Source organism: Tenacibaculum ovolyticum DSM 18103 (assembly GCF_000430545.1).
In the GTDB taxonomy this organism is placed as follows: Bacteria; Bacteroidota; Bacteroidia; order Flavobacteriales; family Flavobacteriaceae; genus Polaribacter; species Polaribacter ovolyticus.
In genome coordinates this window covers 780,938-806,629 of the sequence record NZ_KE387163.1, presented here as the reverse complement: position 1 = coordinate 806,629, position 25,692 = coordinate 780,938, and the positions used below count along the sequence as shown (strand labels likewise).

24 protein-coding genes are annotated in these 25,692 nt (G+C 29.1%); 16 read left to right on the top strand and 8 right to left on the bottom strand.

Annotation, left to right across the window (positions count from 1 at the left end; genetic code table 11):
• Positions 1-439 precede the first annotated feature (439 nt).
• Positions 440-1,348 (top strand): hypothetical protein, encoded by a 909-nt coding sequence (locus tag H518_RS0113740; protein ID WP_028889599.1) that lies wholly within the window; start codon positions 440-442, stop codon positions 1,346-1,348.
• A gap of 152 nt (positions 1,349-1,500) precedes the next feature.
• Positions 1,501-2,220, top strand: a complete 720-nt coding sequence (locus H518_RS0113735) for an energy transducer TonB (RefSeq protein WP_028889598.1) — start codon at positions 1,501-1,503, stop codon at positions 2,218-2,220.
• A 970-nt stretch (positions 2,221-3,190) separates the two neighbouring features.
• Here H518_RS0113735 and H518_RS0113725 read toward each other — a convergent pair.
• The 7 genes from H518_RS0113725 to H518_RS0113695 form a co-directional block, all read right to left on the bottom strand.
• On the bottom strand, positions 3,191-3,481 hold the full coding sequence (locus H518_RS0113725) for a putative quinol monooxygenase (RefSeq protein ID WP_028889597.1): 291 nt from the start codon (positions 3,479-3,481) through the stop codon (positions 3,191-3,193).
• Between the two features lie 281 nt (positions 3,482-3,762).
• Positions 3,763-4,293, bottom strand: coding sequence for a DinB family protein (locus tag H518_RS0113720; protein ID WP_028889596.1), 531 nt, complete (start codon positions 4,291-4,293; stop codon positions 3,763-3,765).
• 26 nt (positions 4,294-4,319) lie between these two features.
• Complete coding sequence (locus H518_RS19905) at positions 4,320-5,228, bottom strand: zinc metalloprotease (protein WP_051263780.1); 909 nt, start codon at positions 5,226-5,228, stop codon at positions 4,320-4,322.
• Between the two features lie 191 nt (positions 5,229-5,419).
• A complete protein-coding gene (locus H518_RS19900) occupies positions 5,420-6,880 on the bottom strand; it encodes a serine hydrolase domain-containing protein (protein ID WP_081411192.1) in 1,461 nt (486 codons plus the stop codon).
• A gap of 194 nt (positions 6,881-7,074) precedes the next feature.
• Complete coding sequence (locus H518_RS0113705) at positions 7,075-7,740, bottom strand: metallophosphoesterase family protein (RefSeq protein ID WP_028889595.1); 666 nt, start codon at positions 7,738-7,740, stop codon at positions 7,075-7,077.
• A 181-nt stretch (positions 7,741-7,921) separates the two neighbouring features.
• Positions 7,922-8,251 carry a hypothetical protein gene (locus tag H518_RS0113700; protein WP_028889594.1) on the bottom strand — a complete coding sequence of 110 codons (330 nt, stop codon included), beginning with the start codon at positions 8,249-8,251 and terminating at the stop codon, positions 7,922-7,924.
• An 83-nt stretch (positions 8,252-8,334) separates the two neighbouring features.
• A complete protein-coding gene (locus H518_RS0113695; protein WP_043706936.1) occupies positions 8,335-9,819 on the bottom strand; it encodes a helix-turn-helix domain-containing protein in 1,485 nt (494 codons plus the stop codon).
• Positions 9,820-9,967: 148 nt separating this feature from the next.
• Between H518_RS0113695 and aceB the strand changes: the two genes are divergently transcribed.
• The 10 genes from aceB to H518_RS0113645 all read left to right on the top strand — a co-directional run bounded on the left by aceB (position 9,968) and on the right by H518_RS0113645 (position 22,873).
• Positions 9,968-11,563 (top strand): malate synthase A, encoded by a 1,596-nt coding sequence (gene aceB / locus H518_RS0113690; RefSeq protein WP_028889592.1) that lies wholly within the window; start codon positions 9,968-9,970, stop codon positions 11,561-11,563.
• A 258-nt stretch (positions 11,564-11,821) separates the two neighbouring features.
• Positions 11,822-13,453, top strand: coding sequence for an isocitrate lyase (locus tag H518_RS0113685; protein WP_028889591.1), 1,632 nt, complete (start codon positions 11,822-11,824; stop codon positions 13,451-13,453).
• A 311-nt stretch (positions 13,454-13,764) separates the two neighbouring features.
• Positions 13,765-15,105 carry a coiled-coil domain-containing protein gene (locus H518_RS0113680; RefSeq protein WP_028889590.1) on the top strand — a complete coding sequence of 447 codons (1,341 nt, stop codon included), beginning with the start codon at positions 13,765-13,767 and terminating at the stop codon, positions 15,103-15,105.
• A 203-nt stretch (positions 15,106-15,308) separates the two neighbouring features.
• Complete coding sequence (locus H518_RS0113675) at positions 15,309-16,358, top strand: hypothetical protein (RefSeq protein WP_028889589.1); 1,050 nt, start codon at positions 15,309-15,311, stop codon at positions 16,356-16,358.
• A 7-nt stretch (positions 16,359-16,365) separates the two neighbouring features.
• Positions 16,366-16,740 carry a hypothetical protein gene (locus H518_RS0113670; RefSeq protein ID WP_028889588.1) on the top strand — a complete coding sequence of 125 codons (375 nt, stop codon included), beginning with the start codon at positions 16,366-16,368 and terminating at the stop codon, positions 16,738-16,740.
• A gap of 93 nt (positions 16,741-16,833) precedes the next feature.
• Positions 16,834-18,798, top strand: a complete 1,965-nt coding sequence (locus H518_RS0113665) for an AAA family ATPase (protein ID WP_028889587.1) — start codon at positions 16,834-16,836, stop codon at positions 18,796-18,798.
• A 3-nt stretch (positions 18,799-18,801) separates the two neighbouring features.
• Positions 18,802-19,299, top strand: a complete 498-nt coding sequence (locus H518_RS0113660) for a hypothetical protein (protein ID WP_028889586.1) — start codon at positions 18,802-18,804, stop codon at positions 19,297-19,299.
• Positions 19,300-19,306: 7 nt separating this feature from the next.
• The gene (locus tag H518_RS0113655) at positions 19,307-20,542 is read left to right on the top strand and encodes a DUF6638 family protein (protein WP_028889585.1); all 1,236 of its coding nucleotides are present in this window, start codon (positions 19,307-19,309) and stop codon (positions 20,540-20,542) included.
• Between the two features lie 3 nt (positions 20,543-20,545).
• Complete coding sequence (locus H518_RS0113650) at positions 20,546-21,082, top strand: hypothetical protein (RefSeq protein WP_028889584.1); 537 nt, start codon at positions 20,546-20,548, stop codon at positions 21,080-21,082.
• A 90-nt stretch (positions 21,083-21,172) separates the two neighbouring features.
• Positions 21,173-22,873, top strand: coding sequence for a DUF4199 domain-containing protein (locus H518_RS0113645; protein ID WP_028889583.1), 1,701 nt, complete (start codon positions 21,173-21,175; stop codon positions 22,871-22,873).
• A gap of 42 nt (positions 22,874-22,915) precedes the next feature.
• Here H518_RS0113645 and H518_RS21535 read toward each other — a convergent pair whose 3' ends face one another.
• Positions 22,916-23,872, bottom strand: coding sequence for a GNAT family N-acetyltransferase (locus H518_RS21535; protein ID WP_081411191.1), 957 nt, complete (start codon positions 23,870-23,872; stop codon positions 22,916-22,918).
• Positions 23,873-24,033: 161 nt separating this feature from the next.
• Here H518_RS21535 and H518_RS0113635 point away from each other — a divergent pair, with 161 nt between their 5' ends.
• The 4 genes from H518_RS0113635 (at position 24,034) to H518_RS0113620 (ending at position 25,691) form a co-directional block, all read left to right on the top strand.
• A complete protein-coding gene (locus H518_RS0113635; RefSeq protein ID WP_028889581.1) occupies positions 24,034-24,384 on the top strand; it encodes a DoxX family protein in 351 nt (116 codons plus the stop codon).
• Positions 24,385-24,386: 2 nt separating this feature from the next.
• Positions 24,387-24,794, top strand: a complete 408-nt coding sequence (locus tag H518_RS0113630; RefSeq protein ID WP_043706934.1) for an OsmC family protein — start codon at positions 24,387-24,389, stop codon at positions 24,792-24,794.
• Between the two features lie 48 nt (positions 24,795-24,842).
• Positions 24,843-25,376, top strand: coding sequence for an NADPH-dependent FMN reductase (locus H518_RS0113625; protein ID WP_028889579.1), 534 nt, complete (start codon positions 24,843-24,845; stop codon positions 25,374-25,376).
• A gap of 75 nt (positions 25,377-25,451) precedes the next feature.
• A complete protein-coding gene (locus H518_RS0113620) occupies positions 25,452-25,691 on the top strand; it encodes a glutaredoxin family protein (protein WP_028889578.1) in 240 nt (79 codons plus the stop codon).
• Position 25,692 lies beyond the last annotated feature (1 nt).

The following is a 25,692-nucleotide window of genomic DNA, read 5'->3' as shown; positions in this document are numbered from 1 at the left end:
TGTTCATTTTTATCGAAATTATGAACAAATAATGTACAATGAATTTCAACCTATAAATTAACACTTATAAAAAATAAAATGGTACTCAGGCTATTAGGTAGCGATTTTTTACAAGTCAAAATGATGTTCAATACATAAGTATTAATACATCTGTTTTACCAAATCAATTGGGTAAAAAAATAAAGAGTAAAAAAATATTATTTACCATAAAACAACACTCACAGGATGTTGTTTTTTATGCTTAAAATTTAAGTAAACGGATAATAAATTAACCGTAGTTATTATTGATTAAGTTTAAAATGTTTTATAGCTTTAAATTAATTAAAAAAAAGGCTTATTTTGGTGAAAAAATATAGCAGAAATATATGTACTAGTGCATGTATTTAATTGTTGGCTTTAATGCAAAAAAAATCAATCTATAAAAAAGAACTTTAGAAAAATGGTAGCTGGAATATTTTTGGTTTTAATTTTAATTCTTGTTATAATTAAATTAATTATACAACAGAAAAGTAAAAAAAAACTGAATCAATTATCTGAAGAAGTCACATTAAATTCTAAACAAAAATCGGGAAAAAGAAAGCTAGAGGTTCAAAATAATCCATATAAATACGAGTACTGGAATAAGATTATAAATGGTTCTAAAACTGTCGAAATAGATAAACCCGATGTGTCTTCACAAATAATATTAGACAATTGGGACTATATTTCTAAATATTATTATGTAATTAAAGAAGAAGTTAGAGCCATGAGAAATGATACTAATTTCAAAGAAGAACAAATTGTTTATGATTTATCATTTAATAAATACTTAACCAAAGAATTATATAAAAGGAATTTAGAGCTAACAGAAAATATTATAACCGATTTTCTAACTAATATTCTTAATAACAGTCAAAAATTGAGAAACCCTGAAACGAATGTTTCTCTTAAAGTAATTAGTCTAATTTATTTTTTGTGTGATAATTCTAGCTTTTATCTGTGTGCTGAACCTTCTAGATTATTTCACAATGAAAAATATTCAGAGCATCTACCTGAATTTGAATTAAAACATGAATTTAATATAAATATTCATGAAATAGAATACGCAATTTTTAACGATCTAAGTATTCTTGTAGGTGATTATTATGATGATTATGCAGAATATACCTATAATTCGTTCTCTGAAATCATGTTTAAGTGTTGGGAAACAGCGAAACAAAGAACTAATTCTAAATTATTAGGTTCTTTAGATTATGGAACTGGTGGTGTAGATTATGACTTAGATACAGGTGAGAGTATTAACGATTTTGATATAGTAGAACATTATAAAAATAGAGGAATCACAATTGAAAAATATTTAGATAATTAAAAAGCATTAAAAGCCAATAAAATGTATAATTAATTGCTTATTTCAAACTACTTAAGAAAGTAATCGTAAAAGATTAAAAGCAAGAATTCTTAATTACTTTTGGTAAAATAGAGCAACTAACCATACACAACACGTTATAAGCTATAGAAAAAATGAAAAAAAACATCTACTTTCTACTTTTAAGTATTCCATTTATTGTGAATGGACAATCAACTAAAAAGATAAAAAATAAAATTTCTGATAACTCAATTGAAATTTTTTATGCGTTAAAATCTGATAATTCACATAAACAAGGGAGTTATAAATTGTTTGAAAGCAAAAAACTTAAGGTTAGTGGTAATTATTTAGAAAACAAGAAAAATGGGATTTGGAAAACTTATCATAAAAACTCTACAAAAAGCACTGAAGGAAACTATGAGAAAGGAAAGCGAATTGGAATTTGGAGTTTTTTCAACAATAGAGATGAACTAATACAAACATATAATTTCGAAAAAGAAATCTTAACAAATGAAGGACCTTTTAAAGAAAAAGAAATAGTCAAAATTGGAAATGGAAAGTATCGCGGATTAGTATTTTCAGATAAAAATCCTGAATTTAAAAATGGTAAAAGTGATTTAATCAATTTTATTAAAAAAAATTATAACTATTCTGAATTAACCAAAATTTCTAGCTCAAAAGGGACTATTTATATCGGAGCAATACTTAATAAAGATGGAACATTAACGGATATAAATATTTTAAGAGGAATAAATGACATCTTAGACCTAGAGGCTTTGAGAGTTACAAAACTTATGAATGAAAAATGGAATCCAGCCGAATTTGAGGGAGAGAAAATTGCAAAAAAAATTGTAATTCCTTTTTTAATTAAATAAAACGTAGCCTAACAAAGAGCTGAGGTGAAAACTAAACAAATTCTTCATTAATTTTGTATAATATTATTCTAGGCTCAAAATACTACTACTACTACTACTACTTGTATTTTGAGTTTTTACTTCCTGTATAATTGCTAGTTGTTTAGGTAATAGAGAAACGTACCTTTCGCCATGAGGTAACCTCGATTTTGCGATTATAATTTTTTTATTAGTTTATTGGAAATGGATTTAACGTTAACTCAGTATATGTACTAACCGAAGAACAGCTTTAATGAGGTGTTTTTTTGTGAATATTTAAGTAGATAGATAATAAATAAGTGTAGTTAAAAAAATAATGGCTTTCCTATAGTATTCCCAAGGCTAATAAAATTGGTGAAATTAATGAAGCGATGATACTAAGTAAATTTAATATTAAACCAAAAGTGTAGTGAATTCGGTAGGATTTGTATGTGTTTATTAAGCAGAGAGTAAACAAGGTGATGCAAAAAATCAATGCCACAAATTTATAGTAAAATATGTAAATATTAAACTTTTCGATATCTAAACACAGAAATATTATAACATCTAAACAGATTAAACAAATAGGATAAAAGGTAAGGAATATCTTTTTCATACAGCAAAAATAAATAAAACAGTATAAAAAAAGGAGCATAATTACATGCTCCTAATTTAAAGTAAATACACTTTGAATAATTCAAATTCATTGAGTTAGACGTTCTAATGTTTTAAAACTTACAAAAGATTTATAAATAGCTATAATTATAAAAGAAAAATTAATGAATAAAATTAAATTTATAGAATAACCGTATCATTCTTAAAATGAGGATAGGCTTGTTTTTTCATGATAATAGGAATACCTCTAGAAGAATTTTGTACGATTTTAGGTGAAGAATGGTTAACTTGTATTGAATCTGATTTATAGTCATATCACCTTGTGTTCATGAAGTAAGAGATGTAATTTTTTGAACTATTATAAACTAACAATATCGAAATATTTTATTTCAGGTGTTGATACGGTAAAAGATAAAAGCTTTTCCATAATACCATTTTCAGTAATAAAATTAAGGTACTCTTTATGATGTGCTGTAGTCTTCCATGTTTCATCAAATATCATTTTCGAATCATCAGCATTGTAATAAACCTTAACTTGTGAACAACCTTTAAAACTTCTGACATTTTCTAAATTATTTTCTAGAAAATTCATTAGCTCTTTTATTTTCTCTGAATTTACTTTAAACTCTAAAATTACTTTTTTTTTCATTTTTAGTTATATTTTATTTAAAGCAAAGATATTGTGAGTAAAAATGGTAAATATTAATCAAAATTAAGATTTATACGATTTATGATTAAAAACTTCGTATAAATTAGTTGAATTATTTTTTCTTTAAACAAGGCGAAAAAATAAAGCATAGCCTTAGTTATGGTTTCTTTTTTTAACGATGTGGAAGGGAAAAAGAAACGACTAATATGCGGAATTTTTAGTTGTAAGTCGTATTACTTTTAATTCATAAATTTCAGTAATTGAGTATTCTTTTTTAGGCGTTACTTTTTTAAATATAAACTTTCTATTATTTTAATGTGGTGTAAGTCGTGTCCGAGAATGTGATATCCTAAAGCTCTTACACTTGCTTTGTTTTCATTTGCAATTCCAATACGTTCTAATGATCTTTCTGATAATCCATTAAATAAAGCAATAGTTGATAATCTTACTGCTTCATACTCGTCTAATATATTCTTAATAGTTCTCTCTGATGTATCTGAGTTAAGGTTGTAATCATCTTGTTCAAAACCGGGAAGGTTCGTTTTATCATTTCTAGCAAAACAAAGAGCTCTATACCCATATATTCTTTCGTCGTCAATTATATGTACTAATATTTCTTTTATAGACCATTTGTTTTTTTGATAACGAAAATTTAATTCGTTATCAGATAGGCTACAAATTAATGACTTTGTTGTCTGTAAGCTTACTTTTAATTGCTCAATAAGACTTCCATCTTTTTTAACCAATTTCATATACATTTCTGCATAATTTGGGTATTCATCTTGTAATGGAAATTCTATGTGTTTAATCATTTAGTTCTTTTTTAACTTGCAGCTAACTATTTACTATTTAAATATAGGTCACGTCTAAGTCCTCCTTCTTTAAAAAGTGCTCTCATTCTTTCTTTTTGTCCTTCAGTGAACATATACATTGCATCGTCAGCAACATAATCCATAAAATTCATAAACATATCATTGCTGCCACATGATGCTTGAGGATAAGTAGGCTTTCCTGAATATGATTCATATTGATTAGGTGTGTCATCAACAAGATCTGAAGTATCACAATTTTTCTCGCCTGCATAAATATGTTTAAGATTTAGCCAATGACCAATTTCGTGTGTGGCTGTTCTCCCTAAATTGTTATATGGAACTAATGGCTCTAGGGTGCCAAACACTCTAGGATCCATTACAATACCATCTATTCTAGGATCTGATCCAGGAGGGTTGGCATATCCAGGAAGACCTAAATCTCCGAAACGATTTGATGAATCGGCTATCCAAATATTTAAATATTTATCATTTGGCCAAGCATCTTGCCCTCCTTTTTTAGTGAAATATAGTGCTAAATCTTCAATTTTGTGATCACCTATTTGTTGACCATTACCAGCGATTATAGTGCTTTCTGATCTGATAATTCCGGTGGTTGGTTTTCCATTTGGGTCTACAGTAGCTAAACGAAACTCAATACCAACATCAGCAACCAAATTAATAAACTCATCGGGAGTATTTAAGTGATCTGGATTCAATTTTCGAAAATCTTTATTTAAAACAACTATTTGTGAGTGTATTTTTTCATCACTAATTACAAATGGGTCTGGAGTGTAGTTAATTACATGAACAACAATTGGAATTGTAATAACTTCAGTTGAAGGTATAGTGGGGTTTTTTACAACTGGAATCGCTTCGTGCTTAGAGCATGATATAAAGAAACAGAGTGTAACAACGATTGCTAAAATTTTATTCATTATAAAATTGGGGTTTGTATTATTTTAGTAAGTTATATTGTTTAGTAAGGATACTATGGGAAGGGTTTTACAAAGATATATTTAATAACCAAATAAACTCAAAAAAAATTAAATGATATTATCTTGAGTTTAGAATAATAGTGAATAAATTATTGAATTTTACCTCAGTTATTTTTAAGTTAAACGCGATTTTATTTACTCAATTTCATAATCATTTTTTTTGCATAATCAATTCTTCGTTGGTTATTACTTGTTGCTAGTTGTGTAACTATTTTATAGTATTTAATAGCCTTTTCGTAATTCTTTTTTGTTTTATAATATTGAGCTAATCCATAATAACCACCATAATAATTGGGAAATTTTTCACAAACGAAATTAAATACATTCAAGCAGTTTTTATCTTCTTTATTTCTCTTGTAATTAAAACCCAACGAAACTAAATTTTTAGGATTGGTATCGTATTTGTTTTTTACAGAAGTAAGTTTACTGTAGTATTTTTTTATGTTCTTACTCCCGTTAATATTAATTTCCTTTTCTAGTATGATGTCAATAGGAATTAATAATTGACTATCAGAATATAAGCTAGCTAAAAATAATGCTTTACGTTTTAGTTCAAATGTTCCGTAATTAGCTGTGTTAGTATAAATCGCTACTGAAATTTTTTCAGAAGGAATACGTAAAGAATAATTTCTAAAACCAGTAGTATTACCACCATGCGTTAAATATTTCCTTCCATCTTTAATTTCAATGTGCCATCCAAAGCCATAACCAGCACCTCTATTTTTTCCAATATCATCCCAAATTGTAAAAGCATCTTCTTTTAAGTTTGTGGTTATTAGTGTTTCGTTATAAAGATTTTTATCCCATAGGTAATAATCATTTACAGATGAGTAAATTCCGCCATCACCTTGAACTGCTGACCAAGCATTTTGGTCTTTTCTTTCAAATATTGTATCATTTAACTCATAGCCGTATGCACGATTTTTTATTATTAAGTTTTTTTGATATACAGTACTTGCAGACATGTTTAGTTTTTGGAAAATTTCATCATCCATAAATCGTTTAAAAGATTTATTAGAAACTCTTTCTACAATGAGGGCTAAAATAGCATAACCAGAATTACTGTACCTATATTTTGAGTTGGCAGGAAATAGAAGGCCATTTTGTTTTTTTAAAAGATTTAAAACATCTTTATCTACGAGTTGTTTTTTTGATTTTTTTGGATGTAATTTAAAGTAGCTCTCTAGTCCTGATCTATGTGAAAGTAAATCTTTTATGGTAATTTCTTTTCCATAATTTGGAAATTCAGGAATGATCTCTGTTAATTTAGTTTCATAGCTTAGCTTTCCTTTGTTTATTAAAATTAAAGTAGCTATTGCTGTAAACTGCTTGGTTACTGAACCAAGTCGATAATTAGTTTCGCAATTTGCGAGAATTTTATTTTCTAAATCAGCATATCCAAAGCTTTGGCATTTTTTTATTTTTCCGTCCTTTAAAACAATAAAACTTGCACTCGGTTTCTTTCCTGTGTAATTTTGGAAAAGATAATTGACCCAATCTTGTTTTTTATTTTGCTTTTCGACTATTCCTTTGGGTGATTTGCATCCATATAGAATGATCAAAAGGACTAATGTTAAGAGTGTGTGCTTCATTTTTTATTGTCCTTAATTTATATGAGGGATTTTTGTTTTTGGATACTAATATATTGAAATGCGTTCAGATATTAGTTGAGTGGTAGATGTAAAAAAATGGACTAAAATATTTTATTGGCATTGATAATATAATAATAGTTCTAATAATTGAGATGTTTAGTTTTATTTATTTTCTTGCTTGATTGGAAGAATGTTTATAGTGTGCCATTTTTAATTTCCCCTATATTATTGGCTTTTATATATTCTTTGGTTTCAACATTCAGACATGATAGCCATTTTCCTCCATAGGCATACGTGTCTATACAGATGGTGTGTCCGAAATTGGCAATTTCTCCATTTTTTCTCGAAGTGTGTCCGCAAATAACTATTTTGCTAGAGCTGTATAATTCAGTTGTTTCATATTTTTTCCAAAATAGATGAAATTTATTTTGATCTTTCAATGTTTTTCCTATTTCAAGACCAGCGTGAACAAAAATAAAATTACCTATTTCGTAATAAGATTCACAAGATTCAATAAATTCCCAATGAGTTTTGTTAATTTTGTTTACCCAATTAGAGTCACCTCTAGTTTTATAAGAAGCTAAAGTTTGTGAACCTCCAAAGTATAACCATTCAGCTAATCTTTCGTGAGATTTTTTAGCTGCTAGCATCATTATTTCATGGTTACCTAAGATGAATTTAAAGTTATAGTTCTCTTTGTTTTTAAGCAACCACTTAATGACTCCCTTGCTGTCAGGTCCTCTATCTATGTAATCTCCGAGAAAGACAACAGTGTCGTCTTTTTTTATTGAATTTTGTTTAAAAATGGTTTTTAAGGCCTTTAAACAACCGTGAATATCTCCAATTGCGTATATAGACATTTTTTGCTTTTAATATTAGTTAACTTATTTATAGTTGAATGATTTATGTTGGTTGCATAGCGTTAGTATTCCTGTTTATTGGATATTAATATATTGAAATGTGTTTATGTATTAGTTGAATAGTAAATGTAAAAGGTAACAGAAGTTTTAAAAATAAATAAAGCTGTACAAATTTAGGGGTTTATTTTCTGCATTTTTTTTCAAAAGATTCTTTATCAAAAAAAACATATTTTTTAACATCTTGAAAAAAAACCTTTATAGAAGTTTTCTCATTTATTAACCAATTTCCATTAGAATCTCTTATGCATTTAAAATTATCATAAGTTCCTGCCCAAATAGCCCAATTTTCAGAGATAGGATGGATTTTTATAAGTTCTCTAATTAATTTGCTCATTTTTGTGTTTTCAGAGAATTTAGAAAACTTATTGTGTCTAGACATGTCGTCTCCCATACAAACACTATCTCTATCTGATTCTATTATTAATTTCTTTCTGTTAAATAAACTCCACATTTTATTTTTTAATAACTGTTTATAATAAACCCTAAATTTTTTAGTGTGTATCTCAATTTAAAGAGCTGCCATATACGAGTCTTTTATGTGTTTTGGTAAGAAGATATTATGTTTTCAACCGCTTTAGAAATTTCTTCATATTGGTTTGAGCGTTCAAGTCTCCAAGGTTCAGCAACACGTTCTTTGCAATTTTTAACAGCACAGGTTTCACAAGTTACTCCAACAATTTTTTTAGTAAAAACATCTTCTTTGAAAAAACGAAGCTTCTTTTTTAAGTGAGGAGATAGTAGCATTCCAATGCTAACACTTCTGTTAATTTCTTTTTTAAAAGGATCGGGTGTTGCTGAAGAAAGTACAAGGTATTCGTTTTTCTCATTTTCGTAAGAGGAAATTTGAACACCAAAAGTAGCTTTGCTCTTTTCTAATTCTTCTAGGTCTTGAATTGTTTTTAAAGAAATCCATCGCCTGCAATAATGCTCATTATTTCTATTGGCATGCGGAGCCTGTTGCTGTGTAACGTGTAATTCTTTACTTAATCTATGTATAGGAGAGTTAACTTTATGGGTAAATCGTAAAAAGAATAAGTTTTTAATGTTAAAATGTTTAGGTAAAATATTGGTTAGGCGTTGGTAAAAAGTTTCATGAGAACAATTATAGTGTTTAATTATTCTATGTAAATTAAAAGGTTTCCATTCTTCTAAAGCAAAGAAGTCTGTTAATTGTTGAATAAGTGATTTTTTAGGAATAATTAAAGCGCCAGCAAAGTAAGAGGCAATAAAATTATTTAAAACTTGATCAAAACTATCAAACTTTACCCAAGGAAAAGTGTATAATCTATTTTCAATTTTTAGAAAATTATAAGCTAATTCTTTGGCGTAAATAAACGTTTTTTGAGCTTCACTTATTTCATCGTATATTAATAAGGTTTTCTTTTTAGGAATGAAAATGGTTCGTAACTCAGAAAGATTTTGGTGTTTAGAAAGCTCTTCCGTATCAATGGTGTAGTTAAACTCTTCTATTAATATTTCTTCTAAATCTTTTGAAAGAACAGGCTTGTTTAAATCTATATGGTAAGATTTTGCAAAGTTTTCAGCTTCAATTTCAATTTCTCCAAAATAGTTGTTATGAGCTTCTTGATAAGAACGAAGAGCAGCTAAAAAAAAGCTTTCTCGAGTAAGATTATAGTTCTGAGATATTTTAATAATGGTACTAATGAATGCATTTACCTTGGCTGGAGCATTGGCAATGATATCAATTAAGTTGTTTTCTTTAATACCAAATAGATCTAACGGAATTTCTTTTAAAATTTTAGATTGAAGAATTTCTCCAATGGGAGCAAGGTTTTTATCAAGTTTTAAGGAAACTAAATGATCATATGGTACTTCCAAATTTTCTGATAGAAGTACAATTTTATCCGTTTTTGGGTATTTTTTTCCTTTTTCAATTTCGTTTAAATAAGATTTAGATAAACCAGTGAGCTTTGCTAATCCGAAGAGAGAGAGTTTTCTGTCGGTACGTATTTGTTTTAGTTTAAGGCCAAAAATTAAGCGGATGTATTCTTCTTCCAAAGTAATTGATTAAGATATTCGTAATTCAAAGGTATGTAAATTAGCGAATTAATAAAAATTAATTATTTTAATTAATTAGCGAACGTTCGCTTGTGGAGTTCAAAAATATTTTATAGTATTGTAGTGTTGAATCGAAAAAATTATAGTTATGCAACAAAATAGTATTACGAAAGAAATTGATTTTAAGGGTTTTGAGTTAGGGGAATACCGTCAGGTTTTATCTTCTGAAGCAAAGAATTTCTTGTTAGAGTTACATGATAAGTTTAATGATAAAAGATTAAATTTATTAAAAGAAAGAGAAAATCAGCAGGTCTATTTTGATGCTGACAACTATCCAAAGTTTCCAGATGAAACAAAAGATATTCGTGAAAGTGATTGGGTGTGTGCCGAGTTGCCAGAAGATTTGTTAGATAGGAGGGTAGAAATAACAGGTCCTGTTGATAGAAAGATGGTAATCAATGCTTTGAATTCGGGGGCCAAAACTTTTATGGCAGATTTCGAAGACAGTAACTCACCGGGTATAATAAATCAGTTAAACGGACAAATAAATTTGCGTGATGCTAATAATAGAACAATTTCTTTTTATAACGAGAAGAAAGATAAAACCTATCAATTAAATGAGCAAGTAGCTGTATTGTTAGTGCGTCCGAGAGGATTGCATTTAGATGAAAAGCATTTCTTGGTAGATGGTGTTGCAATGTCAGGATCTTTGGTAGATTTTGGGTTGTATTTTTTTCATAATATTAAAACACTTCAAGAAAGAGATTCAGGAGCATATTTTTATTTGCCAAAATTAGAGCATTATAAGGAAGCTCGTTGGTGGAATGAGGTTTTTGTTTTTGCGCAAGATTATTTAGGTATTCCACAAAAATCTATAAAAGCAACAGTTTTAATTGAAACAATTACAGCAAGCTTTCAGTTAGACGAAATTATTTATGAATTAAGAGACCACATGGCAGGTTTAAACTGTGGTCGTTGGGATTATATTTTTTCATATATCAAAAAATTTAGAAATCATCCAAATTTTGTAGTTCCTAATAGAGATCAGGTAACTATGAGTACTCCTTTTATGAAGTCGTATTCCTTAAGAGTGGTTCAACGTTGTCATAAACGCGGAGTGCATGCAATGGGAGGAATGGCAGCGCAAATTCCTGTAAAAAATGATGATAAAGCAAATGAATTAGCGTTTGCAAAGGTGTTAAAAGATAAAGAGCAAGAAGTTAAAAATGGGCATGATGGTACTTGGGTGGCGCATCCAGGGATGGTAGATTTAGCAATGAATGTTTTTAATGAAAATATGACTACTAAAAATCAAATTCATGTAAGTAGAGCAGATGTTAACATTCAAGAAAAAGATTTAGTAGAAATACCTAAAGGAACAATTACAGAAGAAGGAGTTCGTAAGAATATTAATGTGGGTATTTTGTATATAGAATCTTGGTTAAGAGGTAATGGAGCCGCAGCAATATATAATTTAATGGAAGATGCGGCAACAGCAGAAATTTCTAGAACTCAAGTGTGGCAATGGTTACATAAAAATATTCAGCTAGAAGACGGAAGGGTTTTTACGCAAGAAATGTATCAGCAATTAAAAGAAGAAGAAATTGAAAAGATTAAAAAATATGTTGGAGATACTCAGTATGTAAATGGGAAATTTGAATTAGCAATTCAATTATTTGATAAGTTGGTATTAAATAAGGAATTTGTAGAGTTTTTAACTTTACCAGCGTATCAATACATTTAAAATATCAGAGGTTAGTAAAATAGATACGTGTTTTTTTAATGATTTTTAGACTAACTATGTCAGGTCGAGCGCAGTCGAGACCTATTCACTATAGTTTAAAAGTTCTCGACTGCGCTCGAACAGACAAGTAATTTACTTATTATATAATACGTAATTACCTACTGACCTTTATAGAATATAAAATAAAAGCCCCTAAAATGCGGCAACATTTTAAGGGCGAAGCTATCAGTGATTAATAACTTATTAAAAAACAAACTTATGAAAAATTTAGCTCACGGAAGTTATAATTCAGCATTAGAAACAGTAAAGACTTTAAAGCAAAAATATGGAAGTACTTGGAGTGCGATTACTTCTGAAAATGCAGCTCGAATGATTGCTCAAAACCGTTTTAAAACAGGTTTAGATATTGCTAAATATACAGCGGCAATTATGAGAGAAGATATGGCAGCTTATGATGCTGATTCTTCTAAATATACACAGTCGTTAGGTTGTTGGCATGGATTCGTGGCGCAACAAAAAATGATTTCAGTAAAAAAGCATCATAAAACAACGAGTAAAAGATATTTGTATTTATCAGGGTGGATGGTTGCAGCATTGCGTTCAGAATTCGGACCGTTGCCAGATCAATCAATGCATGAGAAAACAGCCGTAGCTTCATTAATTGAAGAGATTTATGATTTTTTGCGTCAAGCAGATGCTATTGAGTTAAACGATTTGTTTAGACGATTAGAAGGTGGAGAAGATGTGCAGGATCAAATCGATAATTTTGAAACACACGTAGTGCCTATTATTGCAGATATAGATGCTGGATTCGGAAATGAAGAAGCTACATATTTGTTGGCAAAAAAAATGATTCAGGCAGGCGCTTGTGCTATTCAAATTGAAAATCAGGTGTCAGATGCAAAACAATGCGGACATCAAGACGGAAAGGTAACTGTACCGCATGAAGATTTTATAGCAAAACTAAATGCAATTAGATATGCGTTTTTAGAATTAGGAGTAGAAGAAGGTATTATAGTTGCGAGAACAGATTCTGAAGGGGCTGGTCTTACTCAAAAATTACCAGTAAGTCAAGAGCCAGGAGATTTAGCTTCTCAGTATTTAGCTTTTGTTGAAGCTGAAGAAATAGCGGTAGACGATGCAAGTGAAAATGATGTTTTATTAAAACGTAATGGAAAACTAGTACGCCCGGTAAGATTAGCAAATGGACTGTATAAATTTAGAGAAGGAACGAATATAGATCGTGTAGTTTTAGATTGTATAACAAGTCTTCAGAATGGCGCAGATTTATTATGGATCGAAACACCAACTCCACATGTTGGGCAAATTGCGCATATGGTTAATCGAGTAAAAGAAGTAATTCCAAATGCTAAATTGGTGTATAATAATTCACCTTCATTTAACTGGACACTTAATTTCCGTAATCAAGCTTACGATGAAATGCTTTCTGAAGGAGAAAATATGAATGATTATGATAGAAATAATTTAATGGATGCTCAATATGATGATTCAGAACTATGCTATCGTGCAGATGAAAAAATTAAAACTTTTCAAATAGATGGAGCAAGAGAAGCGGGTATTTTTCATCATTTAATTACATTACCAACCTATCATACAACGGCACTTCACATGAATGATTTAACAGCAGGATATTTTGGAGAAGAAGGAATGCTAGCATATGTAAAAGGAGTGCAGCGTCAAGAAATTCGCAAAGGAGTATCATGCGTAAAGCATCAAAGAATGGCAGGTTCTGATTTAGGAGATGACCATAAAACATTCTTTGCAGGTGATAATGCTTTAATAGCCGGAGGAACAAAAAATACTTCTAATCAGTTTGGTTCAGTAAAGCAAGAGGATAGCATTAAAGTTCAAAGAGAAATTGCAGTTTAATGAAGTGTAATTAGTTCCTGCATTTGTTTGTTTTGTTAAACAGTGCAGGAGTTTTTAAAGGATTGATTTAAAAATCAATCGGTAAATAGTGGATTTATAAGTAGTTGTTTATAAATTTTTAACAATTGAAGTTGCTCCCTTGATAATAGTCAAGGGAGTTTTTTTATGGTTGTAAATATGATTAAATAAGGTTTTTGTAACAAAAAGACCTCAGTTGCTACATATAAGTTATGCGATTCATGTTTTAATTAAAAAAAAATAACGAAATTGCTTAACCAAAAATTGTTCAACTAAAAAAAACACGAAGCAACATGTCAGATGATTTTGATTTATTAGAAACTAATTCAAACGAAAAAACTGAGAAAGTAGATGTTAATTGGGGTAAAACCATAGACACAATGAAGTCTAAATTAGCACATGAAGAAGATCCGCAAACACGTCAAAAAATACTAGATGCAACATTAGATGATGTGGTGCATATGGCAGAAAAAGATAGAGCAACACTATTAGATGCTATTAAAGATTTAACAGACTATCAGGATGAAGTAGGAATTATATTCGAAAAATTCTCTACATTAAATCCAGAAGAACAAAAAGTAATTGACGATGCTCAAAAAGCATTAGAACGTGCTAAAATTAAGTTAGAAGACGCTCAAAATAAACCAGATACTTGGTGGAATAACCTTTGGGGAAGAAAAAGCAAGATTAAAAAAGCTGAAGACGAACTAAAAGTTGTTGAAAAAACAAGAGAAGGAGCAGACAATAAAGCAAAAGCAATGTTTCAAGAGCGTATTGAAAGCGCAGATATTCAAACACTTTTAAATGAATTATCATACAAATCTCAAGCAGCTGTTACCCGATTAAAAAACCGTGAAGTAGAAATTAAAGAAGTAGAGGATAAACTACAAACGGCTATTGTAGAGGCAACAAAAAACCATACAAAAGCATTAGAAAAAAAGCTTGAAGTAGAAGGTAAGTTAGAAGAACAGTATGTTTTATTAAAACAAGTACGACAAGAATTAGAAGAAACGGTAGACAAACAATCACCAGCCTATTCAGAAATAATAGGTAGAATGACAAAGGTTGAGCAAAAAGTAGAGGAATTAGAAGGTCTTAAAAATGCCTATACTACCTTGGCTGCCAGTAAAGATAGTTTTGTACACAAGCATAATTTAACTATAAAAGTATTAACCTCTTTACGTAGTAACTTGCAAACACATAGAGCAAAACTAAAATCAGACACTGAAGAGCGTTTAAAGTATTATGACGGATATGTAGTTGCGTTAAAAGCAAGAACAGATCAAGAATTTGCAGCCATTTTAGAACATTTAGGTGTAAAAACAGACGAACATATCGGAGCAACCTTAGCATCAATGCATTCAGCAAGTGCAAAAGCACGTCAAGAAATGATGGACAATATTCCTGTACACGAAAAAGTTATGCAGGGAGTATACGGTAGTTATGCTGAGGCATTACATGAAATCAGAGAAAAAGATGTTGACATTCAAAAAAACTTTGCCGACCGTTATGGTATAGATATGAAAGAGCTATTTGAAGATTACTATAAAGCAGAAAAAAACACACCTTCAAACGAAGGAGAACCAGAAAAAGCTCCAGCACCAGAAACGAATGATGACGATATGTTATCTTAAAAACATTTTTGAAAGAGGTTTTTAAGTATAAAAAAGAGAAAAAATAATAATGAGGGCGTTACCTTCTTTTTGAAAAACAAAAGAAGGTCAGGCTTTCATTTCAATCTTTTTTCGAAAAAGAAAAAAGGATACCAATTCAATCCTTAACGCAAACAAAAGCAACAATAAAATAGCTATTAAACAAATATTGTTTACAAAATAATATGATTGTAACACCTTTAGATTCGGCAATATTAAACACAAAAGAACAATATGTTTTTTACCATAAAATGGTAGATTTTGCGTTGAAAGAATTAATAGTGAGTGTACAGCAAAATGAGTTGTGTACTTACCAAGAACTAATTTTTTTCAAGCAATATTCCGATTTGTTATTGTATTCAATAGAAGCAATGCGAGTTAAATATATGTATGACGAAGAAGATAATATGAAAGTAGATTTAACCGATTCTGGCTTTCCAAATTATCTAGAATTTCGATATTTATACAACGATTTAGAGTTACGAAACGAATACTTAGATAAATTACAAGACACAAGCATATTAAAAGAAGAGTTTTTAGATACACTATTACGAAAAAAACAACCAATAAAAAAGAACGAACTCTTTAAAGCAGCATCAATTGTTTATTACAAATCTGTAAAACAACAATACATATTTAACAAATTTGTACAAGGAAAAATAATCGATGCACCAAAAAATAGCAATGCAAGCTTATTAATAAGTTGGAGTTTTTACGATGTAAGTACAAACAGACCTTATATGTGTTTTATGTATTTCGATTATGATGGTAAACGAGTAGAAAAAGCGAAAGAAGAAATATATAAAGTATTAAAAGAAAGTGCCGATAGAGAAATGTCGTTAGATACAATGGCATATAATATCGACAGGAAATTACCAGAAGTATATCCAAAACATATAAAAAGAATCGATTTAGGTCCTTTACATAATGTATTTGCAAAAGATGAAAATGAAATAACTCACGCTATTTTAGGAGGAATTGCAAAAAAAGAAATTCCTTTAGAATCATACGCATTGTCATTTAAAATAGATGAGGTTTTTTCTGGAGACACTTTTAAAGAAGGAAGTTTCTTTTCGAAACGAACCATGCAAAAATGGAATGCAGTAGAGCAGAAAAAATATGTTTTTGCACCGCATAGAATTATACAAATGCTACACAACAAAGCACCTAATGTGCTTAATAATTTGGCAAAACCACCAATACAAGTAGCAGAACTTAAAATAAGTAAGCAGTAAAGTTAGTTTGAAAATAGATTTAGAAACAAAAACAATTATTTTAGAACTCCAAACTTGGATGGATGGAGGATCTCTAACATTGATTTGTGAAAATGAAAAAAAGCAAGAGTTTAAAATTCATTTTACTCAAAATGTAATTTGGGAAACAATAAAGGAACTTAAATTACCAGGAAGAATCTATTTTAATGATAAATTAATTAATCAAAGGTCAAAAATAGAAAATTCAATAATTAAAAATATTGAGAATGCAAATTTTAAAGATCTCTCTGAATTAAAGAAAGGGATATTAAAAGAAAAAGTTCAGTACGTTAAATCAGAAAGATACTTGAAAGATATAAGTAGAGTTAAGTTTTCTGAAAGAAGAAATAAAAAAAATAAATAACGTCATAGCAAGAAGAAGAAAATAACATAGGTATCCTTTTAAAATAAGAGATTACTTCATTTCATTCGTAATGACGGATAACATTAAAATACTATGGAACACAATTCAACTTTTCCAATAAAACAGAATGAACTTGATATGCTTCGAGATGAAGCAAGTGGATACTTAAAAAGTATTCAATGGGAACAAGGGCAACGAGCAAAAAATAAAAATAAAGACACCAAAGACGACTCTATATTATTATATTTATCTAGAGCAAACAACGGAAGTTCAACAACAGAAGTAACTTCGGTATCTAAAACAATATTAGCATTAAAAAAACGATTATTACCAGATTCTATCGCAATACCTGTGTATTTAAATCAAACACTGTACGCAGTTCAAGAAGGGCTTACTTTAGGTATTTGGATAAAAGATAGTTACTATGATGCCTCAGGTTTATCGAGCTTACGAGAACGAATAGCTGCTTTAGACGCAAACGGAAAACGAGAATTTGAAAGTAAAATGCAAACCGCAACAGCCTTTCAATTGTTTGCTACATCTTATAAAGTATTACACGATTTAAAACCACATGCATCTGACGATTTATCAGTAATGAAACAGAAATTTGCAGGAATTCCTGAAGTTTCGTTTATATCTCCATTAAAAGGAGTAGCATGTAGTTTGTTTTATTATGAAAAATATTTAGGACATCCAGATATTATAAAATCAGATAAAGATGTTATTGATTTTACAGTGGTGTATTTTGAAGCTTTAGTAGATGAAATTCAATTACGAAAAAGTAGTTTAGAGTATACAGAAACGATTACCGACAGAACCTATAAATTAGAAAAGAGCGAATTTGCAATTTCTGGTTGGGAAAATGCATTTTCTGGAACAGCAAAAAGTATTGAATTTAATAAAATTAAGTTTGAACAAATTGTTGGTAATAGAGATGCAAAACACTTTGCTCGTAGATTAACAGAACGAATGTTAAGTTACGATTTTGAAGCAAAGAAAAATCCGTTTCAAGAATTAGGAGGATTCATGCCTGTGTTTATGGGATATGGAATTCCAGGAACAGGAAAATCGATGTTAATTGCGGCAATTGCAACACGATTAAAAGAACATAGTGATAATTTAGACATTCCGTTTTTATTTCACCCAATGCCAGACACCTTAATTTCTACATTTCAAGGAGGATCGGCAGAAAAAATGGTAGAATGGATGAAGCCAATGCAAGATCCATCAAAATTAATATTTGCACCGATTGACGATGCTGAAAATAATTTACAAGAACGTACAGCACAAGGAGTATCAGCCGGAGTAAAAGAAGTTATCGGAGTTTTCTTACGATATACAGAAGGAGCATACGCTGTAAATTACGGGAATAGTTCTATTGGTTTATTCACAAATTTACCTGAAATGCTTGATAAAGCAGTTATTTCTCGTGTACAAGGGCGATTTAAAATTGACGGAGCAAGAACAGAACATGATTTTTTAGATCAAGATCATTTATGGTGGCGTAAGTTGCAAAAAACAATGCCCGATTTTGTAAATATGACAAGTCCTTCGGATTATGAGTATCTGAAAGATCAAGGATTGGCAAAAAGCATGGGAGATATTTTAAACGCTGTAGAAAAACCATCTGAGGCACGAGTTTTAGAAGCGTATGATAAAGCAGAAAAACTACATAAAACGAATGACCATTTGTTTTATGCAAGTTTGTATAAAGAAATTCAGAATATATTTCCGTTTTTCTCATCAAGAGATGTTCGTAACATTCAGTCGGCAATATCATTACGATTAACCGATTTCGATTTAGAACAAGATTGGTTTGATAAACCAGAAATTTATTTTAAGCAGAATTACGAAACAAAGTTTAATATGCTACAAGAATTAATGAAATCGAATATGAAAGGATTGAATTTTTCTGAAGTAAGAAGACAAGAAGTAGTTAGATATTTAGATAACGTAGCAACAATTGCTGATACCGATTTTAAACGAAAAGTAGATGCTAGAGTAAACCAAATGAATATTGATTTAGAGGCTAGAGGACAGTTTAATGAAAGAAGCTAGTAAATGGCTACTATAAAGGAGGTGAAAACGATAATTGAGAATTCTACTATAGATTTAAATGAAATAGTAAAAAGGAATTGTTGGAATGTTTTATCAGATAATTATAAATATTTTTTACATGAAATTTCGAACGAAAGAGGTAACGTTGTAAAAAAGAAAAAACTGAAATTAATAAAAGAGGTGTCGGAAGATTTATCTAAAATTTATTTTGATATATATGATTTGAACTTTCATATTTATGCTTCAAAAAAAGATGAAACAATTATCGTAATTAAGTATTTTCTTAAGAAATTTTTAGAGGAAGAGTTTTTTGAGGAGGTTAAAAATAATAAGTCAATGATTCATTCTAAATTAAATATTCCTTTTTATAGGAAACATCAAAACCAAAAATTTGATGTTAATTGGGAGTTAGGAGGTTTAAGATATCAATGGAATTCTTTTTTCAGTAAATTATTATTTAAATTAAGATATATAAACAGAGAAACTTTTATTAAAGAGTAAAATTATAATGCAAAAATTAAAAGAAGCCAATTTATATAGAAGTGAGTTAATTCCTGTAAGCGGAAAGTTAGTAGAGCGTTATAATAAATGCTTAATTAAATTAGGACTTACAGTAACAAAACTACAAACGTTTTCTATTGACGGACTCGGTTGGAGCCCTGAAATATCTGAAGAAAAAAAAGATATTCATTATTTAAATAATGGAGATGCAAACTCTCATTGTATTATTATTACACCGTTTCAAAAAGGATTACCAATATACAATCCGTTTCATTCTTTTGATAAAGACTTAATGAAATTGGTTTTTAAAATACATGAAACTAAAATTCAAAATATTACGCGAGACTCAGCAATTTGTGTCGATTTTGATCAGAATATAGATGTTTTTTACGAACCATTAGATGTTTTAAGATATACAGATGTTGTAATTCGTTTTCGACTAATAGATAATTTAGATAAAGTAAAAGAAGAGCAATTACAATTAATAGCAAATTTTAACAAAGACAATAACTTTATAGACGAAAAGATTCATCAACAATTATTAGATTCTGCTAATAAATATGGAGATTTAAGAAATAGAGATTTAAACTTAGAAGATATTGTTTTTACATCAGACTCTTTTTATACAAAAGCATTTGGTGGTATGTATTTATTGCGTAATTTTTTAACACCTATTTTAATATTTGAAGAAAAAGAAGCTTATAAAGAAGCTATAAACGATACAGTGCATGATGTTTTAATGTATCATATTTCTCACTCAGAATTAATGGAGAAATTAAGAGATCATTTAATAACAGAGTGTGATTTAAAAGAAGAAAGAACGTTTAATCGTTATGAGCGAATACAAAAATATTTATTTTCAAAACATTTAGAAGAAGTAAACCATCCAATAAAAGATATATTAGAAGACAATATGTTATTTAAAAGTTATTTGAATAAATTAAATATTGAAACTCGTAAAAAAGTAATGAGTGTAGATAGGTATTTAGATAAACTGAAAATTAATAACGAAACAAAAATTAAAGATATTATTGATAATAGTGTGTATTTTTCTTTACATAAACCACATTCATCATTAAGATCAAATCATCAAGATTTAATTTGGAAACTATTGGTTAACATTTCACCAAACGATGTGTTGTTTTTATATTGGTATGATAAAGAAGAGTTTTACAAGCAATATTTAAATTGGGATGCGTCTATGCAAGATTGGGTAATAGAAACAATTAATAAAAATATATAAATTATGACACCAGAACTTATTGTATTTATTGCCGCTATATTATTTGGTATTTTAGTTTGCTGGAGAGAATCGAAAGGAAATAAACTATATCGATTTGTAAATAAAATTTTGAATTCGAAAGAATTGCAAATGAAAGCATCAAATAAAAAAGGATTTGTCTTTCAACAAACTTTTTTATTAAGATTGGTTTTTATTGCAGCATTTTATTTAATGAGTGTGATTGTTATTCAATTTTTAATACCAGTAACATTGGCAACGATATCTGTTTTTATATTTATGATTGTAGGTACATTAATAGGTGTTTATGTGGCTGATTTAATTTTTAAATCATCAAAAATAATTGAAGAGCAATCTGATTCTTTAGAGAATATAGTAAACGATTCAATTGAAAAAGGAAAAGATTTTATTGAAGATTTAAAAGGAGAATCAGATACTACATCAAGTAGTACTGAAAACGATGAAGCACTAAAAAAAGTAGAAAAACCAAAAGCGCAAGAAAAAAGTGCTAGAGAAAGATTAAAAGATAAAGGGTTGCTATAATAAATAACAACAAAATAATCTTTCAGATTAAAATAAATAAACATTTTGCTATAACTTTACTAAAAGTGGTGCAATAATAAAATAAAGAGTATGATTAAAAGATACTGGCAAAAAGGAGGGAAACAAAAGAGGAGAGTTATATTGTTTTCTTTTATATTACTGATTGCGTTATTCGTTTTAAGAGACGATTACCAACCAGCATTATTATTTATTAGAAAATACATTTTTATAATTCTGTTAAGTTTTTGTGTGTTGTTTTTCGGATCAAGAAATTTTAGAAAATCAGCAAGTTCTGGAAAAAGGGTTTTTATTTTAGGAATGTTAATTTTATTTTTTGGTGCTTTGTATGGTATTGGATGGCATTATAAAATGTACGATTATATGAAAACCTATAATGTTTTTAATAATCTAAAACGTATTCAAATAACCGAATTGCCTTTAACACAAAATGAAAGAATACAACCTTTACGTAATATTTTTTCAATGGCAAATGAATCTGTTGGAGAAACAAAAGATGTTTCTTTACCACACTTGGTTAGGGTAGATTCAGTTAATAAATGGACGATGGCAATTCAGCCTACCGAAAAATATGTTTGGCAAGGAATTAGTGACAATACAGAAGAAGTTTTTTCAGTATCAAGTACAACACCATTTCCTCGATTTTCAAGTGAAAACAGAATTTCAGTAACCTTTTCAATAGGAGAATCTTTAAAGTTTAGTCGTAATACATACAATGCAGTTGTACAACGATTCAGTATTTTTCAGTTATTTAACCTTGAGCCAAGTGATACTTTTTACATGAAAAATGATAAAGGAGCATGGGTGCAAGTGGTAAGTTTAATAAAGTGGAAAGGCTTTTTGTTTCCGTACCCAAGTTTTGGAGGTGTAATGGTTGTCGAGAACGGAGAACACGACTTTGGAGATTATGTAGAGCGTATTTTATTAGGAAAAGGAACTTATATTTCCCCTGAGGAAATGAAAAATTATCCATATTTAACAAGGCAAAATACGTTGTCAGAAAAAGTATCACGTTTACAAGCAGAGTCTCTAAAGTTTTTAGGAGGATTTAGTGATCCATTACCTTGGAATATGAAAACAGCGGTAAAAATACCAAATTTACCAGATGATCAAAATCAACAACCATTTGTAACAGATTTTGATTTCTCTGAAACAAATTTAAATGCTTATAGTGGTTTATATCATTGGTTTGGGTTAGAACCTGTAGGAGATGAAAGAACAAGTTTAACTTACAGTGTTTTTGTACCTGCTGATGGTACTAATAAGTTTTATTATTACGATCATGCATCAAAAAAACAAGGTTATGCAGGCGTCTCGGCAATGCCTTTAAAAGTAATAGAATCACGTAAAGAGTTTGATTGGTCGGTAAATAAACCAGTAGAATTTAGACCTTATATAAAAAATATAGCAGGTAAGAAACGATTGTTTTTTATAGGTACTGTTTCAGCAATTAGAGAAGGTTCAAATAAATTTGATGGTTCGGCAACACCAGATTTAGCATTAATTGATAGTGAATACAGAGACGTCGTTTGGATTGATGCAAAACACCCAAGTAAATGGAACGCTTCAGTATATGAACAATTAGGTGAAGCTTGGAAAGAAAGTGAAACTTCGAATGACTATTTTAAAAATATTAACTTCAATAAGGAAATAGAGCCTACTAGTATTAAAACAGATTCTATAGCTTTGGCTTCTAAACAAAAAATTGAAGCAGAAAAAATTAATAAACTCCAAAAACAAATAGATTCAATTAAAGAAAATTCTAATAACTAGAATTTTCTTTAATATCTTTAAAAATAGGATAAGCCATATGACTTATCCTATTTTTAATTCCATTTTTATATCAGAACGCTCATAAGGGCAGTTTTTTTCAACAGGAATTTCTATAAAACCGTATTTTTTATAAATATAAATTGCATTTTCGAGTTTAGTATTTGAATACAGCGTAAGTTTTTTAAAACTATTTTCCTTAGCAAAATCAATGCATTTTTGCATAAGATGCTGTCCTATTTTGTAGCCTCTATGTTTTGGAGATACTGCCATTTTTGTTAATTCAAAAGCACCACTATTTATTGGCATTAAAGCAACCGTACCAACAACTTCATTATTAATTTTTGCGAAGAATATGTGTCCACCTTTATCGATAATGTATTTATCAGGATTACTTAATACTTCTTCATCATAAGCCTCAACATAAAAAAAGCTTTTTAACCACTCTATATTTAAATTATAAAAATGAGAAGCATATTCATTTTTATAATTTGTAATTTCTAAGGTATTCATAATTTTAATATTCATTTGTATATGTTCTGTAATTGCTTTGCTAAAAGACTTTTTGTTAAATTTTTCTTCTAGAATATTTAAAGTTTCAACTAAAGAATTTGAAGATATTTGGGTGTATTCTTTAATTATAAATTCAATACTATTCCAAATAGGGGTTACATTTTCAACTAAGGTTTTTCCTTTTTTAGAAAGGATTATAACTTTTTTACGCTTATCAATTTTATCAACCTTTAAAAGGATTAGTTCTTTTTTTAAAAGCTTATTAATAGCTTGTGTTGTGGCAGGTTGAGAAATATGTAAACTATTTGTTATCTCAGTATTTGTTACCCCATTTTTACTCTTTATGATTCTAAAAGCAGGAAATAAATAAGGGTCAAAATCAATATTAAATGTATTATATACTAATTGAGTTTCTCGCATCATATATTCACTTACTCTTTTTAAACGAGAACCAATACCAATTTCTCCTAAACTCTTTAATGCATCCATAGTTATTAAATAAGTATTTATATAAGCACTTATGCAAATGTATGCTTATTTTATTATTTGGCAAAATAGTATTTGTGAAACAATTAACACCCGTGACATTATTTACCATGGAATATAAAAAATATTTTTGTACCTTTGTATTGAACTTAAAGTTAATTAAGATGAAAAAAGACAAAATAATTTATTATTCAGCAACTGGTTTATTAACATTATTAATGTTGTTTTCTGCAGGTATGTATTTATTTAATCACGAAGCAGTAATGGGGATGTTTACAAGTTTTGGTTACCCTACTTATATTATTTATCCGTATGCAGCTGCAAAACTTTTAGGAGTTGTTGCTATTTGGTTTGTAGCGAATAAAACAATTAAAGAATGGGCGTATGCAGGTTTTTTCTTTGCATTTATATTAGCGTTTTTTGCCCATGTAATGATAGGAGATGGTGAACAAATGGGGGCTATAATAGCAATGATATTACTTGTTGTATCATATATATATAGTAAAAAGATATAAAAATGGCAGCAAAAGTATCATCAAAAGTTGTTTTAACCAATCGTAACTATTTAGCAGAGGCAAAGATGAGAAATCATTTTGCTGTGTTAGACGAACCAGTAGATAGAGGTGGAGACAATAATGGGCCAACCCCAGTAGAGTATTTATTAACAGCAATTGGAGGTTGTGTTTCAATGACTTTAAGAATGTATGCTGAACGAAAAAAATGGGATGTAGGTGAAATCACTGTAAATGTAACTCAGAAAGAAGAACTAACACCTGATGGAATTAAAAAATCATTGACTGAAGAAATTTCATTTGAAAAAGAAATTACAGAAGTACAAAAAACAAAATTGTTAGAAATAGCAGGAAAGTGTCCCGTAGCTAAAATGGTAAAAGGAGAAACAGAAATACGAACTAGTATTAAATAAAAACAAATAGTTCGAGTGAATATTGAATTAATAAAAGAAATAAAAAAGATGAAGAAAATAATAACCTTTTCAGGTAGTAATAGTAAAAAATCAATCAATAAAGAATTAGTAACGTATACAGCAAGTTTAATAAAAGAAGTTGAAGTAATTACTTTAGATTTAAATGATTATCCATTACCTATTTATGGTGTAGATGAAGAAACAGCAAATGGAATACCTCAAAACGCTCAAAAATTCTTTGATTTAATTCAAGAAGGAGATGGTATTGTTTTATCATTGGCAGAACATAATGGAAACTTTACAGTAGCATTTAAGAATATGTTTGATTGGATGTCTCGTATTAATCAAAAATTATGGAATAACATACCAATGTTATTAATGGCTACATCACCAGGAGGAAGAGGTGGAGCTTCTGTATTATCAATAGCTAAAAATGGATTTCCACACATGGGAGGAAATATAATAGCAGATTTTTCTTTACCTAGCTTTTATGATAATTTTAAAGAAGGAGCTATAATTGAAACAGTTTTAAATGCACAATTAAATGAAGCTGTTAAAGCATTTAAAATTTCGTTACAATAAAAATATTTGTATCGACTTTATATTCCTTGGAGTATAAAATAAAATTAATTAAATTTGTATAAAAAATTAGCAGAAATGAAAGTGGTTTTATATGGTAAAAGAGGGCATGCGTATTCAGTTGCATTTAAAAATTACTTAAAATGCACAGATGTTGTTTTTGAATATAAAGATATTTCTATAGATGAACAAGCTAATGATCATACTAAGGAACTATATGGAGGAGTGTTAAAAGTACCAACGTTATTTGTTAACGATAAGGTGTATTTAACCCCAACCACAGATGAATTTAATAGCATAATAAAAGAGTTATATTAAG

What these genes read in the sequence shown, in the direction of transcription:
- H518_RS0113740 (WP_028889599.1), top strand. Translation starts at nt 440, where the DNA reads ATGGTAGCTGGAATATTTTTGGTTTTAATTTTAATTCTTGTTATAATT.
- H518_RS0113735 (WP_028889598.1), top strand. Translation starts at nt 1,501, where the DNA reads ATGAAAAAAAACATCTACTTTCTACTTTTAAGTATTCCATTTATTGTG.
- H518_RS0113725 (WP_028889597.1), bottom strand. Translation starts at nt 3,481, where the DNA reads ATGAAAAAAAAAGTAATTTTAGAGTTTAAAGTAAATTCAGAGAAAATA.
- H518_RS0113720 (WP_028889596.1), bottom strand. Translation starts at nt 4,293, where the DNA reads ATGATTAAACACATAGAATTTCCATTACAAGATGAATACCCAAATTAT.
- H518_RS19905 (WP_051263780.1), bottom strand. Translation starts at nt 5,228, where the DNA reads ATGAATAAAATTTTAGCAATCGTTGTTACACTCTGTTTCTTTATATCA.
- H518_RS19900 (WP_081411192.1), bottom strand. Translation starts at nt 6,880, where the DNA reads ATGAAGCACACACTCTTAACATTAGTCCTTTTGATCATTCTATATGGA.
- H518_RS0113705 (WP_028889595.1), bottom strand. Translation starts at nt 7,740, where the DNA reads ATGTCTATATACGCAATTGGAGATATTCACGGTTGTTTAAAGGCCTTA.
- H518_RS0113700 (WP_028889594.1), bottom strand. Translation starts at nt 8,251, where the DNA reads ATGTGGAGTTTATTTAACAGAAAGAAATTAATAATAGAATCAGATAGA.
- aceB (WP_028889592.1), top strand. Translation starts at nt 9,968, where the DNA reads ATGCAACAAAATAGTATTACGAAAGAAATTGATTTTAAGGGTTTTGAG.
- H518_RS0113685 (WP_028889591.1), top strand. Translation starts at nt 11,822, where the DNA reads ATGAAAAATTTAGCTCACGGAAGTTATAATTCAGCATTAGAAACAGTA.
- H518_RS0113680 (WP_028889590.1), top strand. Translation starts at nt 13,765, where the DNA reads ATGTCAGATGATTTTGATTTATTAGAAACTAATTCAAACGAAAAAACT.
- H518_RS0113675 (WP_028889589.1), top strand. Translation starts at nt 15,309, where the DNA reads ATGATTGTAACACCTTTAGATTCGGCAATATTAAACACAAAAGAACAA.
- H518_RS0113665 (WP_028889587.1), top strand. Translation starts at nt 16,834, where the DNA reads ATGGAACACAATTCAACTTTTCCAATAAAACAGAATGAACTTGATATG.
- H518_RS0113660 (WP_028889586.1), top strand. Translation starts at nt 18,802, where the DNA reads ATGGCTACTATAAAGGAGGTGAAAACGATAATTGAGAATTCTACTATA.
- H518_RS0113655 (WP_028889585.1), top strand. Translation starts at nt 19,307, where the DNA reads ATGCAAAAATTAAAAGAAGCCAATTTATATAGAAGTGAGTTAATTCCT.
- H518_RS0113650 (WP_028889584.1), top strand. Translation starts at nt 20,546, where the DNA reads ATGACACCAGAACTTATTGTATTTATTGCCGCTATATTATTTGGTATT.
- H518_RS0113645 (WP_028889583.1), top strand. Translation starts at nt 21,173, where the DNA reads ATGATTAAAAGATACTGGCAAAAAGGAGGGAAACAAAAGAGGAGAGTT.
- H518_RS21535 (WP_081411191.1), bottom strand. Translation starts at nt 23,872, where the DNA reads ATGGATGCATTAAAGAGTTTAGGAGAAATTGGTATTGGTTCTCGTTTA.
- H518_RS0113635 (WP_028889581.1), top strand. Translation starts at nt 24,034, where the DNA reads ATGAAAAAAGACAAAATAATTTATTATTCAGCAACTGGTTTATTAACA.
- H518_RS0113630 (WP_043706934.1), top strand. Translation starts at nt 24,387, where the DNA reads ATGGCAGCAAAAGTATCATCAAAAGTTGTTTTAACCAATCGTAACTAT.
- H518_RS0113625 (WP_028889579.1), top strand. Translation starts at nt 24,843, where the DNA reads ATGAAGAAAATAATAACCTTTTCAGGTAGTAATAGTAAAAAATCAATC.
- H518_RS0113620 (WP_028889578.1), top strand. Translation starts at nt 25,452, where the DNA reads ATGAAAGTGGTTTTATATGGTAAAAGAGGGCATGCGTATTCAGTTGCA.